Below are 17,428 nucleotides of genomic sequence, written 5' to 3' on the forward strand. Positions count from 1 at the left end.
TTTATAAAGTCAAAAAATAGAATTGCGGGTTAATTAAAGCTGTCGTATTTGCTACTAATAAATCTTAGCGGGAAAAGAAGGCCAATGTTGCATGAAATATTACTCATTTCAATATCATCCATTGCATCTCCTATACCTACTAGTTCATTTTTGGAATACCTGTTTTTGGTACTGGTAATATTGGCCATGCCATAGCGATATGTGGCATCAAACACTAATCTTACATTCCAGAAATCATAGGAGACTCCAATGCCTCCCGCAATTCCTACACTTGATTTAATATAGAAATCCTTGGCACCAATCACTGTTTCTTGATTTTTAAATGGCCCAATAGCACCAGATGCCCTATCGGTGCCTGAGGTTTTCAAATGTCTATCTGCTCCGACCAATGTGCCATAATACCCTCCTATTTGGATAAAAGGTCTTAAATTTCCTCTTGTTAAGTCATATTTTATGAATATCGGCAATTCGATGTAGTCCAAAGTGTTTTCGTGAGTGTACTGAATATTTAGCTGATTGGGAAGTTCATTTGTTGCCAAAGTGTCAATAATTGAAGATTTCCACTCGTATTCGTTTATGTAGGTAAACCTTTGTCTTCTGTAATTAGGTTGTAGGCTAAAAGAGAATCCCTTGTGGTAGAAAGTAATTTCAATACCCGCTTGCCCACTAATCTGATCTAAACCAAAGGTGTTATACTCTTTCTCTTTTAGATCATAACTTATCGGACTAAAGGCGCTATAACTTTGAGTAGGAGTAACCTCAGTAATGTTGGCTCCTGCTCTAAACCCTAGCCACCATTGCGAGTTAAGGAATTTATCACCAGGTTGAGCTTTTTTGGTCTGGTAACCATAATACATCTTATTCTTTTTCTGCCCAAAACTGCTTGTTATGGTAAATACCAGCAATACACTTAGTACAGCTGCTAATATGTGCTTCATTAGTTAGGTGTTGGTTTAAGAAGATAATTTAATATATTAAAATGGTATTATTTATCTGACTACTAGTTTTTTGGTGTCTTTTAATAATCCAGCTTCTATCTGATAAAAATAGACTCCTGGATTAAGATCTTTAAGATTTACATTCAATTTATGCTCACCTGCCGCTCTTTTTTCATTTAAAACCTGCTTCACTAGTCTTCCTTTTATGTCCAGAAGTCTTAGGTTAACCATAGTTTCAGTATTGATGTAGAAAGACATTGTAGTACTTCCTAAGGCCGGGTTAGGGTATGCATTGTTCAGGTGAAATCGATCTTTAATGAATGCCTCGGTACCTGTAATAAGGTCTTCATCAACCACCAGGTTAAGTGGTTGGTAAAAACCAGAAGGACTTTCCTCATCAAAAGGGCCGTCATAAAAATTTGTATTCTGGTGAGTAGCGAGTACTATACCACTAGTGAGACCTCCAACTTTATCTTTATCCACACCAAGCCAATCTACCAAAAGGTTAGCGTAAACCTGTCTATAGTCATACTGCTGGGTAATGTTGTCGTCATCGTCTTCAAACTTATGATTAGTTCCAGTTACTCCGCCCCTTATTTTTTTACCAAATAAGAACATTGGGCCACCTTTACCATGGTCAGTTCCAAAACTTCCGTTAGATTTTATACGCCTACCGAATTCAGAGATAGTCATCGATACCACCCGGTCCTCAAGTGCTCTGGCTTTAAGGTCTGCCTGGAAGGCATTCATAGCTGAGCTAATATGATACATTAAAGCAGCGTGATACCCCATGGTAGAATCATAACTGGTAACCTGATCAGCATGCGTATCAAAACCACCGATTTTAACCATGTATACTTTAGTTTTTGCACCACCAGCTATGAGTCTTGCAACTAGCTGAAGCTGAGAGCTAAGGTTATTATTGATAACTCCTTTTGGTGCATTGAAAGGATAAGTTTCCGGATAGGTTACAGATGTTGGTGATGAATTTTCGAAAACTTCCAGTAATCTGCCTGCATAATCTTCAGTTTTATCTTCTAAACCTAGTATCCATTCCATTTCTTGATAATAGGCTGTATCTCTTAAGTAGGCAGGGGGCATACCACGAGGATCTAGATCTACATCTTCAAATCCTTCCAAGCCTTCCACCAAGGTTTTAAATGTTTTTGGATCACCAGGTAATGAGATAGATGTAGGAATATTTCCTTGTTGGTGAAATAGTAATGATACATCACTGCCAAGCTCTATGGCTAATGGATCTTGCATCTCAGCATTAGGAAACTCATCAGGATATTGCTTGGGAGCGTATTCCTGGGCCAAGTATCTGCCAATCCACCCAGAATCTTCATAGCGATCGAAACCTGCTCCCATAAGCCAAATGTCACGGCCTCTAAAGTGTGAGCCATTATTGTTAGGGTAAGATACACCTTGCACAATATTGATTCTCCCCTTGTCGTACATTTCCTTTATTCCTCCCATGTCTGGATGGAGTCCTACCTGGTCTTCTTCATCCAGAGTATTATCTAATGGAATATACTTCCTAACATTATTTTTTGCAGGTATAGCTATGTTAGGCCTTAAGTTATAATAAAGATCATATTGAGATACTGGTATTACGCAGTTAAGACCATCATTACCACCATGAAGCTGAATTACAACCAGAACGCGATCTTTTTCATCGTCACTCATTTGAAGGTACCTGTTCTCTTTTGCAAGAACCTTCATCGGAATATTATTTATGGCAAAAGCACCGCCCGCAATTAGGGGGGCACTTTTTAAAAAATTTCTTCTTTTCATAAGTTAATTGTTTAACCTCAAATGAAGTTTGTCTTGCTTATTAGAATAACTGATATTCAGGAGTTTGCAACATTGCATTAAAAAGTCTGCGTAAATAATCTCCTGCTAAAAGATACTGAGCAGGATCATTCAGGAGAGAAACCCAAATGGCATTTTTATCATTTACCTCGGCAGTGTCATTATAGTCCATGAATTGTAAAAACGCTTGCAAAAAGTATCTCAATCTCTCTTTCGTCATGCCTCGGCCAGCCATATCGGTATCAAAATCAAGATTCTGAGCCACTGGCAAGAAGTAGGGTGCCATTGCTTTAATAAAATCTTTGGCATCTTGAGCCTCTGCCATAAAATTGTCTTTCACATACTGCAAGATGTCAACAGGAGGGAGGATGTAGTCATCATCCATGTCTGTACCTTCTCCTTCGAATATTACCCTGATAAATTCATAGCGGTAAGTGAGATAGTTGGTAGATATCCAGTTTCTATTAAACACGGGATACTGATGATAAGCTCCATATCCAGCTACTTCATAAGGGTTGTAGAAGTTCATTCCATGCAGCGATAATTTAGATATCAGCCTCTTTTGCATGAAATTGTAATAGTTTTTAGTGTCAGAAAGATAATCTGGCACCTCCGTTCCAAAGAACACATGTGTTCCTAATACAAGATCTAGAGGAGATTTTATGATACCTCCAAATTTATCATCAGCCACATCAGTGGAAGCTTCGTAGAAAAACTGGCTAGTGAATAATGCTTCTAATACAGGCTGTATTCTGTATTCATTATTAACAAAAATGTCAGCCATATCAGCAATTACAGTATTGTCAATTTCCTCTGTAATATTATAGTACACGAAGAAACGATAGAGCTTTCTACAGATATTTTTAGGAGTTTCCTCATTCTCGTAGATCATGTCTATCATCTGGCTCACCTCATCTAACATACGCTCTTCCTCAGAGGTGATTGTGTTATCTTGTTGTATGATAGTGTTATCGTAATACTCGCTGAAATCTTTCTCATCACTGTTAGTAGTGTGACTTCCTGAATTCATTCGACCTCTCGGTAAACCCGTATAAGGATCTATAATGCTGAATTGATTGTCAAAAGCGAATCCTGTTAATACTCTGGCGGCAGCTTGAACATCTTGTTCTTTAAAGGTGAAATAATCCCCAGCATCATCTGGCTCCATATTGTTCACCACCACTTCTAAGCCTCTTCCAACAGTATAAAGTTCGAACATTTCACGAGCATAGTTCTCATTAGGTGAGCCTTTTACATTCAGTGTACCATCTAGAAAAATAAGCATAGCATTATCTACGCAGATTTTTTTAGTAAGCTCTTTAAAGTTTCTCGGTGCATCTTCAAGCACCATGTCACCCGTCTCTTCATCTTCAATTTCAACAGTATCATCCTCTTTGTCTAAAGCAAATAATCGGAATAGTTGATTTTGATAATAAAGAGCTCGGCTATCATTTACCTTTTCTTCAATAGTGGTAAAATGAGTATGTAGGAAGAATACGATTTTTTCACGTGCAGAGTAAGCCAGCTTCAGGTTGCTATCAGTAATGTTAGCACCCATCATTTGGCCGAGCATCCATGCCTTTAAAAAAGCAATCAGTTCTCTTTCTCCGCTATTTGCACCCGTTTTTCCAGATTCTACCCATTCAGTTCCTGTTTCCAGGTCAATTGGCAGCTCCGGATCAGGAAGAGTGCTATTAAATAAAATGTTAATAGCCTGCTGCGGAGTTAATGAAGCAAAAAAATCAATCTGCTCTTTTGTAGCACCAAAAGTGGTTCTACGTAGTAAATGAGCAGCTCTGTGCACGCCTAGTGCACCTGTCAATTCATTAAACGGCATGTTGGTTTTAAATAGGTTTCAATTTCCAAGCTAAGTATTAATTATTAAAATAGAAATTCCAAGTAAGTTAAATGAACATTTTTTTCGTTTAGCTGCAATATTTTGGCTTTGTGAAACGGTACCATAACTTTGTTATGTTAAACCTCATGAAGTATGAAAATAATAGAATGCCCTAGAGATGCAATGCAGGGAATAAAGCATTTCATTCCAACTGAAAAGAAGGCCGAATACATCAATCAGCTACTCAAAGTAGGCTTTGATACCATTGACTTTGGCAGCTTTGTTTCTCCTAAGGCCATTCCTCAGATGAAGGATACTGCCCATGTTTTGGAGCAATTAGATATGTCATCTTCTAAATCTAAACTTTTAGCTATTGTAGCGAATTATCGAGGAGCGGAAGAAGCTGTTACATATGATGAAATCACTTATCTGGGGTTCCCTTTTTCCGTTTCAGAGACTTTCCAGCAGAGGAATACTAACAAGTCGGTGGTGGAAGCTTTGAACCAGTTGAATGAGATTCAGAACCTCTGCGTAAGTAAAGGGAAAGAATTGGTGAGTTATATATCTATGGGCTTTGGCAATCCTTATGGTGATCCTTATGATGCTGAAATAGTGGCCAAGTTCGCGGATATATTAAAGTCTATGGGGATTAAAATTATTTCTTTAGCAGATACTATAGGTGTGGCTACAGAAGAATCTATTGGTCAGCTATTTAAGCATTTAATAAATCAACACCCTGATATAGAGTTTGGAGCTCATTTACATGCAAATCCTAATCACAGCATTTCAAAAATTGAAGCTGCATATGCCGCCGGTTGTAGAAGATTCGACGGCGCCCTCAATGGCTTCGGTGGCTGCCCTAAGGCTAAAGATGAGCTAGTGGGGAATATGGCAACTGAAACGATGGTTTCCGTATTTAGGAACAAAAGTCTCGATTTGGGATTAAATGAAGAGATTTTTGAACAGGCCAAAAGTATGGTACCTCGCATATTTGCAGAATAGGGCAGTTTTTAATTTTTCCTCAACAGTTTGCACTCTTTTTGTTTCCTGCTTGTTCAACCATGAAACGACAAACAGGGATGAAACAATTTATTACTATGTATTTCTTACTTGGCTTAATGGCAATAGCCAATGCCCAAACGGCCAAGGAGTCTACAGAAAAAGGGAAAGCTCTATATGAGAAGAGAGAGTATATGCAGGCTGTAATCAGCTTCAATGCTGCCATAGAGAAAGACCCAAACTACTACCAAGCCTACTATATGCGGGGTAAAATTAAAGAGGCCTTTGGAGATCTACACGGTGCTATGAAAGATTATAATACGTGTCTGGAAAAATTTGATAAATTTCCTGATGCGTATTACTCCAGAGGAAACATCAAATTCAAGTTACAAGATTATTACGGAGCAATCGCAGACTATTCTTCTACCATAGAATATGATGGAGACAGATTAGAGGCGTATTACAAAAGAGGGCAAGCAAAGCAACAGTTAGAAGCTTATCAGGATGCAATTAATGATTGCTCCAAAATAATCGAGTTAAATGCCAAGAACGTAGATGCTTATTATCTTAGAGGCATTTTAAGGTTAGACTTTGGTCAGGTACAAGAAGGATGTCTTGATCTGAGCAAAGCAGGGGAGTTAGGCGACTTAAAGGCCTATGATGTGATTAAAGAAAAGTGCAATAATAAGATTTATCACAACGAACAATAATATTAAAAATTAGTCGGGTTTTTCATGGTTAAAAAGCTCTAAGAATTTTCTTAGGGCTTTTTTAATGTCCGCAATGTAAGGCGTACCTTTCTTGAGCTTCATTTAACCCTAATTCCTTAGCTTTATAAAAATCTTTGCAAGCGTTAGATTTTTGCTCAAGAACGATCTCATTAATTCCTCTGTAATAATAGGCCTTAGCAAGTGATGGGTTTAGTTTGATTAGACGGCCATAACTGTCAATCGCTTTTTCATACAAGTTGAGTTGCTGTTCGCACCAGGCCACGCCAAACCATCCTAGTTCTGAAGCGGGATTAACTTTTACCAAGTCCAAAAAAGCATTATGCCCAGAGACATACTTTTTTAAATGATAAGTATATATCAGCGCTTTCTGTAGAAACACGCTGTCTGGACTATAGCCAAAGGTCGTTGCTGTTTTTAAGTTTTGTAAAGAGGAGTAGAAATCATTCTTTGACTTGTGGGCCAGGGCATTCAGGTAGTGACAATAGGCTATTTCACTGCTGTCACTAGCGTAGGATAGAGCAATATGTGAATACTGCAACGCAAGAGGTGCTCTCTGAAGTTCATAAATGCTTATCTCACAGATTTTTATGCAGGATTTGTACGAATGATTGCCCCAGGTCATAATTCCCTTTTCAAAGGATCCTATGGCCTGTACATACTGCTTGCGGCTGGTAAGTTCCACGCCTCTTTCATAATGCTGACTAGAGGAAGCACGGGATAATACTATCATTATAGAAAAAACCAAAATGCCTAGCCCACCCATGAATATAGCGCCATATATTTTAGTTTTTAAGCTATACTTGGTTCCTGTCCTGGTTCTGGTGCTGGTTCGTTGATATGGGGTGGTTTGATAAGTATACTCCCTGTTTGATGTGAAAATATCTGTATACTCTACAGAGGCCAAATTGAAATCATAGTCTCTCTTGGAAGAAGCGTCAGACAGCACACTGTAGGCTTCATTTATCCGTATGAATTTTTCCTCTCGGCTGGTATCATTAGGATCCAGATCGGGATGATACTTTTTAGCCAATTTCCGGTAGGCTTGTTTTATATCTTCTTGCGAGGCTGTTTCATCTAAGCCAAGAATATGATAGTAATTGTCGGTACGCATTAAACTGATTGATATCGCTTGCCAGGTAAAGTCTTAACCAATCCTTGAAACTCTAAACTGAGTAGGATAGAGGACAACTGATTCACAGGTATATTGGTTTTCCAGCTTAAATTATCAATTAATATTGAATTATTCTCATTTTTTAATTCTAGAATTACCTGTCTTTCTTCTTTACTCAAATTTTCTAAATCAATTACTGTCTCCGGCACTTCATCATCCAGTTGCCAGTTCATAATGTACTCTAAATCTTCTACTCCGGTCATTAAATGAGCTTTGTTGCTCTTAATCAGATTGTTACATCCTTGAGAATACTTATCAGCTATCTTTCCTGGTACGGCAAAAACATCTTTATTATAACTATTGGCGATCTCTGCAGTGATCAGTGCTCCTCCCTTTTTTGCAGCTTCCACGATAATAATGGCATCAGACATGCCAGCGATAATCCGGTTTCTAGCAGGAAACCTGTGTGGTTCGGGCTTGGTGTCAAGAGGGTGTTCGCTGATTAAACCGCCTTTTTCAGTCATATCTATGGCCACTTGCTTGTGAAGCGCTGGGTAAACGATATTAACACCACTGGCCATCACACCGATGGTGGGTAAGTTGTTTTTAAGAGCATGTTTATGGGCTTGTATATCTATGCCATAAGCTAGGCCGCTTACAATCAATGTATTATGTTGTTTCAGCTTTTCTATTATGGTTTGAGTAACTTCTTTTCCGTATTCACTGGCGTTTCTAGTGCCAACAATAGCCACTATTTTAGAGGTGTTAAGATCAGAGTTTCCCTTGTAATAAAGTAATGAAGGCGCATCATTGATTTGCTTTAGGCGCTTGGGGAATTCTGCATCTGTATAGAGTAGAATTTTTATATTGGCCTGTTCAGCTCGTTTTAGTTCTTGCTCTGCTTTCTCAAGAGGTTTGTTATTCAGTATAGCCTCAGAGGTAACTTTGCCTATGCCAGGAATTTTAAGTAACCGAGATTTGGTGAGCTGAAAAACATTAGAAGCAGAACCTGCATAGCTCACTAGCTGCTTGATGGAATAACTACCTATGCCGGGTATGAAATTCAGCGCCAGTTGTGATAGCCGATTCTGGTCCATGTCTCTACATTTTTAAGGGATTTGCTGTTTGAGTTCTTGTAAAAAGTGCTTTACTCGAGTTAAAGAATCGATCATATCCATCTTATCTTTCACTGCATCGGAGTCACTGCTAAGTATATCTTTTGCACCTTGTAGAGTAAAGCCTCTTTCTTTCACTAAATGATAAATCAGCCTTACGTTTTCAATATCATCTTTGGTGAATTGACGATTACCTTTTCTGTTTTTCTTAGGTTTTATAATATCGAATTCACTTTCCCAAAAACGGATTAGAGATGTAGCTACGTTAAACATTTGTGCCACTTCACCAATGGCATAATATTTTTTCTCTATTATTTTCTCTTTATAAGGCATAGATAGAATTAATTTTTAATATAAGTAATTATACCGCTATCATCAATTTTTATTTCAGATTCTGGAAAATCTTCAGCGGTTAATTCCTGTATTCTTTTTATTACTCGACCTTCTGGATCTATAGATGGTCCACCCGGTGCTTTTTGAATGATTGGTGTTATTTCAGCTTTAAAAAATTCGCCTTCGCCATTTGTGAAAACTTTCACTATAGGGGCAAGGCCATTATCTCCTCTTAAATTAAACCTGGCATAGGTGCAAAAGTTTCCCATGCTATAGATTATAAATCGCTTTTTGTAGACTTCAACTGCTCGGGTTACATGCGGGCCGTGGCCTAAAATAACATCAGCTCCAGCATTGATCATTTCATGAGCAAAAAGGTAAACATTTCCTCTATTTTCACCATAGAAGTATTCATTTTTTCTAGGTACATGCTGGTATTTGCTACCCTCAGCGCCACCGTGAAAACTTACAATTACTATATCACTGATGGAATCCAGATGAGCCACAATTTCTTGAGCTTTACTAATATCGTTTATGCTCATTGTACCTGTATTCGGAGCAAAGGCAGCGAACCCGTACTTCATTCCGTCTATCATAAAGGTAGTATATGGCCTCATGGTTTGCCCTGCATTATAAATTCCTAGCGAATCCAGGGTTCTCATGGTATTTTTTCTACCCGGATCTCCAAAATCACCAGCATGATTATTAGCTGTACTCATTACATCAAAACCAGCTGTTACCAGGTTCTGAGCTAAATATTCTGGTGATCTGAATATGTAACAAACTTTAGGGTCTTTGCAATATTTAGGATTGCCACCTTCATTTAGGATCACCCCCTCCATGTTTCCAAATGTTACATCGGCATTTTGAAGAATAGGATTAACCTCGGCCAGTAAATCTCTGCCTTCATTGGCAGGAAGATACCACTCTTCAGGGAAGTTTGTACCCATCATAATGTCACCTACACCAACTATTGAAACGGTATCTTTTATGAGTCTATGCACTTGAACCTCCACAGAATCCTGAATTACCTCAGCAATGACGGTGTCCGGTTTCACCAAAATAGTATCTATTTGAGCAATAGCTGAAGAATCTATTTCAGGAGTATTGCTCTTAGTAGATGTCTTTTGAGAAACCTTACAAGCACTTAGGAAAATAACTATGACAAAAATCCAGGCGGATGTAGAGAATAATGCTTTCATATAGAAAGCAAAATAAGGTTAAAGTATTCAATATCAGAAGCTATTCTCTTTCAAAAATTAAATTTTCTCTAAGTAGTGGTATGTAAGTGTCTGTATTTCTAATGGTTATGAGTTTTTTTGATAACGAAAATTTCTCAGTATTTGTCGACAAATGGAAGGTGAAGTTTGATTCTAATCTGTTGCCTGGAGCTATGGTTATTGTCTCAAAATCTTCTACCGATGAAATTTCTGGTTGCGTGGCTACCATGATTAGGGGGCTGGAAACCTGGATCATAGTTTGACTTCTATTGATTATTCTAACCTTCATATGAGTAATATCATCTTTGGTGAATACTTTACTTATAAAGTTAATGCCAGCCAGCGTGATTTCATTGTCGCTTTGATATACAAAATCAGTCATTCCCATAGAATCTTGATAGGTCATTTGAGCCTCTTTATTGAGCTTTGGAAGGTAAATCACTTGCCTATTTCTACTGGTCTTTTGAATATAGCTGCTCCTATGAATACTGTCCATATTAAAAGTGGTTTCTTGGCCTGAAATTATGGCCTTATATTTCTGCTGGATGTTCCCTTTTTCACCAGTTTTATAATAAAAGCTTCTATCATGGATAGGCTCAAATATGATTGTATGCCTAAATGCATTTTCAGCCATAGAATCGGTTGTTATTCTAGTCGGTGTGGCGATGTTACCTCCATCAGGTTGAAGGGTCATTTCCATATATTTTTGGGATAGGTCTTTGCTGCTTTGTACCATTAAAGCCATATTCAAATCCGAGGAGTTGCCTAAGAGTTTCATATTCTGATTTGAGGATGTAAACTCTAAGTCCATTTCAGGATGCTCCGTTTTGTAATTTTCAACTGCTTTCTCCAAGCTGTCTGTTTCAGGCTTGCAAGATACTACAGCCATGATGATGCAGCATAAGGCTATATATTTGTTCATATTTCTAAGCTTTGAAGCGACAAGGTAGTTATAAAAATAAGAGTCACCATCATTAGATAGTGACTCTTATAGTTGCCTATATATTTTTCTAATTATAGAGGTGACCAGATAGTATAGCTATTAGGTGGGCATTGAATCTTCACCCACTTATCACCTTGAGTAACAGGTTGCCAGTTAGAGTTTCCTGTATAATCTTTAATTGTAGTACTAGTCCAGTTGGTTTGAATCCATCTTTCCACCCAGCTGTTGGAGTCGTTAAGGTAAACGATCAGACCGGGGCTACCATTTCTTCTTGCAATGTATTCGTCATTATCAGTATACAAAACACTGGTCGAGCCTACAGCCTTATTTCTGTGTATCCAGATAAGGTTATTCAATTTGTTTTTGTCTAACCATTCTTCATAATCTCTGTAAAAAATGGTAGGATAACCTTCGTGCGTCATGATATAGGCGTAGGCATGCATCTTATCCCAAATAATGTCGGTGTCATGATTAGAAACGAAAGTCACTGCCTTGGCAGGATCTCTTTTCCAGAACATGTCATCATTGAGCTTGTTCAGGTTGTTGCCATCAAAGGCTTCATCCATTCTGTAATAGCAAGCAAAATCAAAGGCAGATGAAGTTCTGTTGGTTGAGTTTACCCAGTTTTGAATCAGCTGAGCATTGCCATCCCAATATTCACCTACGGCAAAGCCACCCACATTATTCATCCAGTCGCGAACCACCCAGCCGCCGAAGCCTTTTACATAATCAAATCTCCAGCCATCGAAGCCTAGCGTGTTTTTGTAATATTTACCAACTCCATCACTTCTTTTCCATAGCCAATCTTGAACGTACGGTACAGAGTGGCTTAGATCTGGAAAGCCTCCAAAAATACCTTCGTCACTATTTCTGTAGTTATTCGGGTGGAAATCACTGGCTGATCTATAAAACTTGCCTGATGCAGGATTGAAATCAGTGTAGGTGTTAGTTCCCGTGAATGGGTTAGCCTCAAGTGCGCCACCGCTGTTATGGTTGAGCACAATGTCAGCATAAACATCTATACTGTTACTGTGAGCGGTGTTAATCAAGCTCTGAAGTTCGGATTTTGATCCAAATCGGGTTTCTACAGAACCATGCTGATTGAAGTTTCCAAAGTCAAAGTAATCAGCAGGATCATATCCCATGGAATAGGCTCCACTTTGAGCTTTACTTACTGGTGGTAACCATATGGCTGATATTCCAGCGGCATTCCAGGAGGATATTTTACTTTTAACGGTATTATACCAATTACCACCAGCAGGTACATCCCAATAAAAGGCCTGCATTATTACCCCGCCACCGGGGCCGGGAGCCATAGCATTAGTAGCTCCTTTTTCCTCAGTAGTCACGTCTGTGATGTCATTACTGAGCTGAGTTTTTTCAATGGTTGGTTCTGAACAGGCCAACATCATGGCTGCAATAGCAAGCGGCCATTTTTTAAAATAGTTTAGCGTTTTCATACGGGTTTAGATTTTATTCAATGAGACCTTTAAGTTCTAAAGAATAAAGTGTGTAAACGCCGAAAAGTAAGCTTTAACTTGTGTAATGCGAATGACAACGTTTGCGGTATCGTTTGAAATTAAAAGCTCAAACGTAATTTCTATGTAAGATTTTTTTGATTTTGTTAATTAATCAAGAGGTATAGTTTCCTGTTTAGAAATCTCTATTAGCTTCTCATATTCTTCGTTGCCTAAGTCACGCTGGAAGAAGTTAATAGGATTAATAGGAGTGAGGTTGTAAAGTACCTCGTAGTGTAAGTGATCACCGCTAGACCTACCGGTGCTTCCCACATAACCGATTACCTGACCTCTGGTAACATGGTCACCTTGAGCAACAATGTATTTAGTAAGGTGAGCATATCTGGTTTGGTAGCCGTAACCGTGGTTTACAAATATTACATTACCATAAGTGCTTGATAAGTAAGCGTTTGTTACTAGTCCGTCACCAGTGGCGTATACTGGAGTTCCCTTCGGGGCCGTGAAATCAAGACCATCATGGTTTGACCATCTCTTTAAAACAGGATGAAATCTGCGGCCGAAAGTAGTATGTAAAAGCGTTAGTTCCTTGTTGTTGATAGGCTGAATGGCAGGTCTTGAAGCCCACATCTTTTCCTTTTCATTAAGCACGTTAGACACCTGATCGTAAGACTTGCTTTGAATGTAGAGCTTTTTCTTTAGTTTATCCATGCGCTGGTAAGTGTTAATTACCATGTCTTCCTGCTCTAGATTCTGCTCTATAATATCTTCATGTTTTTGGCTTCCGCCCACACCACCTTCTCTTACTGTAGCAGGTATAGGATCAGTATCAAGTATTACTCTGTAAATTTTATCATCTTTAAACTCAAGCTCTTCAGCACTGGCGTAGGCCTGATTGAGCTTGTCGTTCATAATTTTCCATTCTAGCTTAAGGTCCTGATTTTCAGATCTTAGAATAGATTCTTTAAGAGGAGTGAAGTTAGTTCTGTAAATGTATATTATGCCTAATGCTAATATTACTGATACAGTTAAAAATCCTATAACATTCATAAACATAGCCCTTGGAGTCACCTTGATGGGCTCGTATTTGCATGTTTCTGTGTTATAGTAATATCTTATTTTAGCCATTATAGTTCAAAAAATTGCTAGTCAAATGATTGATTTTCTCTGCCTGCCAGGTTGAGCAGCTGATCGTAATCGTTGTCATTTAACCCCTGCATTAAAAAGTTAACTGGGTCAATCTTGTTATCATCCTTAATCACTTCATAGTGTAAGTGAGGAGCTACAGAGCCGCCGGAGCTACCAACATAACCTATAACGTCTCCTCTTTTAACTTGTTGACCTTTACTCACATCTATTTTACTAAGGTGAGCGTATTTCGTTTTATACCCGAAGCCATGATCTATCTCTACATAGTTTCCGTAGCCTGTCTGAAGAGCACTTTTATCTTTAATTAGAGATACCTCTCCATTACCAGTGGCATAAACCGGAGTACCGCGAGGCGCTGCGAAATCTATTCCACTGTGCATTACTCTGGCTTTATGGAAAGGGTTAATCCTCATTCCATATCCAGAGGCTAATCTTGTATGATCAGGATTGGATATCGGCTGAATAGCAGGCAACGATGAAAGTCTTTCGCTATTGTCTTTAGCCAGCTGCATTATTTCATCGAATGACTGATTCTGGATGCTGGCTTTTCTTTGAAGTTTATCAATTTGCTTATAAGCACCTATTACTAAGTCCTCATTTTGAAGGCCTTCTTCTATGATTTGCTTATACTTTTCTGAACCACCGTGCCCGGCTTCCCTGATTGAGGGAGATAATGGCTCGGCTTCGTATATTTTTCGGTATATTTTACTGTCTCTTTCTTCAAGCGCGGCAATTACCTTGTCCACTTCAGTCATTTCGCCTTGAATTTCTCCGTAGTATTTGGCTAGCTCCTTGTTTTCTTTCTTTAGGCGCTTTTCAGTGGGGGATTCGAAGTAGGTGTTATATACTAATACGAATACCATTGACATTACAAATGCTACGGCCAGGAAGCCGAGCATGTTTAAAATAACGTCAGAAGTGGTAACCTTTGCTCTCTCATAGCGGCAGGTTTCTGTATCGTAGTAATATTTTATTCGGGCCATTATTATCTAAGCTAAAAACTACTATTTTTGTGCACCGCAGTGGGCTAATAGTTAAAAACAAACAGTTTAGAGCTTTGGTTTAGCTGCAATATATTAATTTTCTTGAATAATACGCTTTCGGCGGCAAAAATATCAAATTTTTTAACAATCAATGGATTCTAGGTCAATAAGGAACAAGTTTCTCGAATTTTTTAAGCAAAAAGGACATCAAATAGTTCCTTCTGCTCCAATGGTAAACAAGAATGATCCTACATTAATGTTTACTAATGCTGGTATGAACCAGTTTAAGGACTATTTTCTGGGTAATAAGAAGCCGCCTTATTTAAGAGCGGCCGATACGCAGAAATGTCTTAGAGTTTCTGGAAAGCATAATGACCTGGAAGAGGTAGGTTTGGATACTTACCACCATACCATGTTTGAGATGTTGGGCAACTGGTCTTTTGGCGATTATTTTAAAAAGGATGCTATTGCCTGGGCCTGGGAGCTACTTACAGAGGAATATGGACTACCCAAAGAGAGATTATATGTAACCGTTTTTGGAGGCGATGAAGGTGATAAGCTGGATGTTGACCAGGAAGCATACGATTTTTGGGCAGAGATAATTGATAAGGAGAGAATCCTTTACGGATCCAAAAAAGATAACTTCTGGGAAATGGGAGATACAGGGCCCTGCGGACCTTGTTCTGAAATTCATATCGACCTAAGACCAGATGATGAGATTATAAAAACTCCTGGTAAAGACCTTGTTAATGAGGATCATCCATTAGTAGTGGAGATTTGGAATCTGGTATTTATGGAGTTTAATCGCCAGGCTTCTGGTGAGTTGGTAAGTCTTCCTGCCAAGCACGTAGATACAGGTATGGGCTTTGAAAGGCTTTGTATGGCTATTCAAAAGAAGACATCTAACTATGATACTGATGTATTTACACCACTTATACAGTATATAGCAGATAAGGCAGGCATCACATATGGTGTTGATAGAACTAATGATATTGCTGTAAGAGTAATTGCAGATCACGTGAGAGCGATTTCTTTCGCTATTGCCGATGGTCAGTTGCCATCTAACACTGGTGCGGGCTATGTGATCAGAAGAATATTGAGAAGGGCTGTGCGTTATGGCTACACCTTCTTAAAGCAGGATTCTCCTTTTATATATGAGCTAGTTGCCATTTTGGTAAAGCAGTTTGATGGCGTATTCCCCGAGCTTAAAGCGCAGCAGGATTTTGTAGCTAAAGTAATAGAGCAGGAAGAAGCATCATTCTTAAGAACGCTGGAGAACGGGTTGAAAAAGCTTGATGGCGTAACTGAGCAAATGAAAGAAAAAGGTGCTCAGGTAATTGAAGGGAAAGTGGCCTTTGAACTATACGATACTTACGGCTTTCCATTAGATCTTACTTCACTTATAGCCAGAGAAAATGGATTTTCTGTCGACGAAGCTGGTTTTGCCGATGAAATGCAGGTTCAGAAATCAAGATCTAAGGCCGATGCCGCAAAGGAAACGGGAGATTGGAATGTAGTTACTGAGGGTGAAGATGTAGAGTTCATCGGATATGACTATCTGGAAAGCAAGTGCCGTATTTTAAAATATAGAACTATAAAGCAAAAAGGTAAAGACATTTACCAACTTGTGCTGGATAAAACACCTTTCTATGCAGAAAGCGGTGGTCAGGTAGGAGATAAGGGATACATAGAGGCTGATGGAGAAAAGGTATTTGTGATTGATACCAAAAAAGAAAATGACCTTATCATCCATATTACTGATCGTCTGCCGAAGAATATGGAGTCTGAGTTTGAGGCGATTGTAAACGTAGGAAAGCGAGAGCTTACTATGAATAATCACTCTGCTACTCACTTACTTCATGCTGCTTTAAGACAAGTTTTAGGAAGTCATGTGGAGCAAAGGGGTTCATTGGTGAACTCAGAAATTCTTCGTTTTGACTTTTCTCACTTTCAGAAAATGACAACGGAGGAGATCAAGCAGGTTGAAGCCATTGTAAATAGCAAGATCCGTGAGAATATTCAGTTAGACGAAAGCCGCAATGTGCCTATCGAAGAGGCTAAAAGTCTTGGTGCTATGGCGCTTTTTGGTGAGAAATATGGTGATTTCGTAAGGGTTATTACTTTTGATAAAGATTACTCTGTTGAACTGTGTGGGGGTACTCACGTAAAATCAACAGGAAGCATAGGCTTATTTAAGATAATCTCAGAAGGCTCTGTTGCAGCCGGAGTGAGAAGGGTAGAGGCGATAACTTCTGTGGCGGCTGAGCAGTATGTAAATGAGCAGCTGGATCTGATGGAAGAGGTAAAAGAGCTATTGAAAAACCCTAAAGATTTAAAATCTGCTATTTCAGGTCTGATTGAGCAAAGAAATAAGCTTGAAAAAGACATTGAAGCGCTTCATGCGGGTGAAACTCAGAAGCTTAAGCAAGATCTTATAGCTCAGGTGAAAGCCGAAAATGGAGCACAGGTGCTTATTCAAAAAGTAAAATTACCTGCTGGTGATGCACTTAAGACTCTGTCTTTTGAATTGAAAAACGAAGTTGAAAATCTATTTATGGTGCTTGCGGCTGATATTGAGGGCAAACCTCAAATTTCAGTGGTAGTGTCTGAAGCTTTGATTCAAGATAAAGGCCTTAATGCAGGAAATATAGTAAGAGAGCTGGCTAAAGAAATTAAAGGCGGTGGCGGAGGTCAACCGTTTTTTGCAACAGCTGGTGGAAAAGATATCTCAGGGCTTGATAATGTTTTGGCGAAAGCGCGTGAGATTATTTAATTTGGT

The 17,428-nt window shown here is 38.8% G+C and carries 14 protein-coding genes; 3 read left to right on the forward strand and 11 right to left on the reverse strand.

Annotated elements, in window-relative coordinates:
* Window positions 1–29: 29 nt before the first annotated feature.
* Genes LVD16_RS15745 through LVD16_RS15755 form a run of 3 tightly spaced genes read right to left on the reverse strand, consistent with a single transcriptional unit; the run spans window position 30 to window position 4,590 of the window.
* On the reverse strand, window positions 30–938 hold the full coding sequence (locus LVD16_RS15745) for an outer membrane beta-barrel protein (RefSeq protein ID WP_233769230.1): 909 nt from the start codon (window positions 936–938) through the stop codon (window positions 30–32).
* A 51-nt stretch (window positions 939–989) separates the two neighbouring features.
* Window positions 990–2,735 (reverse strand): DUF1501 domain-containing protein, encoded by a 1,746-nt coding sequence (locus tag LVD16_RS15750; protein ID WP_233769231.1) that lies wholly within the window; start codon window positions 2,733–2,735, stop codon window positions 990–992.
* A 40-nt stretch (window positions 2,736–2,775) separates the two neighbouring features.
* Window positions 2,776–4,590: a DUF1800 family protein gene (locus LVD16_RS15755; RefSeq protein ID WP_233769232.1), complete on the reverse strand. Its 1,815-nt coding sequence runs from the start codon at window positions 4,588–4,590 to the stop codon at window positions 2,776–2,778.
* Window positions 4,591–4,743: 153 nt separating this feature from the next.
* Here LVD16_RS15755 and LVD16_RS15760 point away from each other — a divergent pair, with 153 nt between their 5' ends.
* Window positions 4,744–5,592, forward strand: coding sequence for a hydroxymethylglutaryl-CoA lyase (locus LVD16_RS15760; RefSeq protein ID WP_233769233.1), 849 nt, complete (start codon window positions 4,744–4,746; stop codon window positions 5,590–5,592).
* Window positions 5,593–5,651: 59 nt separating this feature from the next.
* Window positions 5,652–6,299 (forward strand): tetratricopeptide repeat protein, encoded by a 648-nt coding sequence (locus LVD16_RS15765; protein ID WP_233769234.1) that lies wholly within the window; start codon window positions 5,652–5,654, stop codon window positions 6,297–6,299.
* 61 nt (window positions 6,300–6,360) lie between these two features.
* Here the strand turns inward: LVD16_RS15765 and LVD16_RS15770 are convergent, their stop codons facing one another.
* From LVD16_RS15770 to LVD16_RS15805, 8 genes are all read right to left on the reverse strand, one after another.
* The gene (locus tag LVD16_RS15770; RefSeq protein ID WP_233769235.1) at window positions 6,361–7,431 is read right to left on the reverse strand and encodes a DnaJ domain-containing protein; all 1,071 of its coding nucleotides are present in this window, start codon (window positions 7,429–7,431) and stop codon (window positions 6,361–6,363) included.
* Entirely contained in the window at window positions 7,431–8,528 is a 1,098-nt protein-coding gene (gene dprA / locus LVD16_RS15775) for a DNA-processing protein DprA (protein ID WP_233769236.1), read from the reverse strand. The genes LVD16_RS15770 and dprA overlap by 1 nt, the downstream gene beginning before the upstream one ends.
* A gap of 12 nt (window positions 8,529–8,540) precedes the next feature.
* Window positions 8,541–8,879 (reverse strand): MerR family transcriptional regulator, encoded by a 339-nt coding sequence (locus LVD16_RS15780; protein ID WP_233769237.1) that lies wholly within the window; start codon window positions 8,877–8,879, stop codon window positions 8,541–8,543.
* Window positions 8,880–8,887: 8 nt separating this feature from the next.
* Window positions 8,888–10,081 (reverse strand): CapA family protein, encoded by a 1,194-nt coding sequence (locus LVD16_RS15785; protein WP_233769238.1) that lies wholly within the window; start codon window positions 10,079–10,081, stop codon window positions 8,888–8,890.
* 40 nt (window positions 10,082–10,121) lie between these two features.
* A complete protein-coding gene (locus LVD16_RS15790; RefSeq protein WP_233769239.1) occupies window positions 10,122–11,021 on the reverse strand; it encodes a hypothetical protein in 900 nt (299 codons plus the stop codon).
* A gap of 92 nt (window positions 11,022–11,113) precedes the next feature.
* Window positions 11,114–12,502 (reverse strand): alpha-amylase, encoded by a 1,389-nt coding sequence (locus LVD16_RS15795; protein WP_233769240.1) that lies wholly within the window; start codon window positions 12,500–12,502, stop codon window positions 11,114–11,116.
* A 168-nt stretch (window positions 12,503–12,670) separates the two neighbouring features.
* A complete protein-coding gene (locus LVD16_RS15800) occupies window positions 12,671–13,645 on the reverse strand; it encodes a M23 family metallopeptidase (protein WP_233769241.1) in 975 nt (324 codons plus the stop codon).
* A gap of 17 nt (window positions 13,646–13,662) precedes the next feature.
* Window positions 13,663–14,649: a M23 family metallopeptidase gene (locus LVD16_RS15805; RefSeq protein WP_233769242.1), complete on the reverse strand. Its 987-nt coding sequence runs from the start codon at window positions 14,647–14,649 to the stop codon at window positions 13,663–13,665.
* 151 nt (window positions 14,650–14,800) lie between these two features.
* Here LVD16_RS15805 and alaS point away from each other — a divergent pair, with 151 nt between their 5' ends.
* Window positions 14,801–17,422, forward strand: coding sequence for an alanine--tRNA ligase (gene alaS, locus LVD16_RS15810; protein ID WP_233769243.1), 2,622 nt, complete (start codon window positions 14,801–14,803; stop codon window positions 17,420–17,422).
* The last annotated feature ends 6 nt before the right edge of the window (window positions 17,423–17,428 follow it).

Source organism: Fulvivirga ligni, assembly GCF_021389935.1.
GTDB classification, from domain to species: Bacteria; Bacteroidota; Bacteroidia; order Cytophagales; family Cyclobacteriaceae; genus Fulvivirga; species Fulvivirga ligni.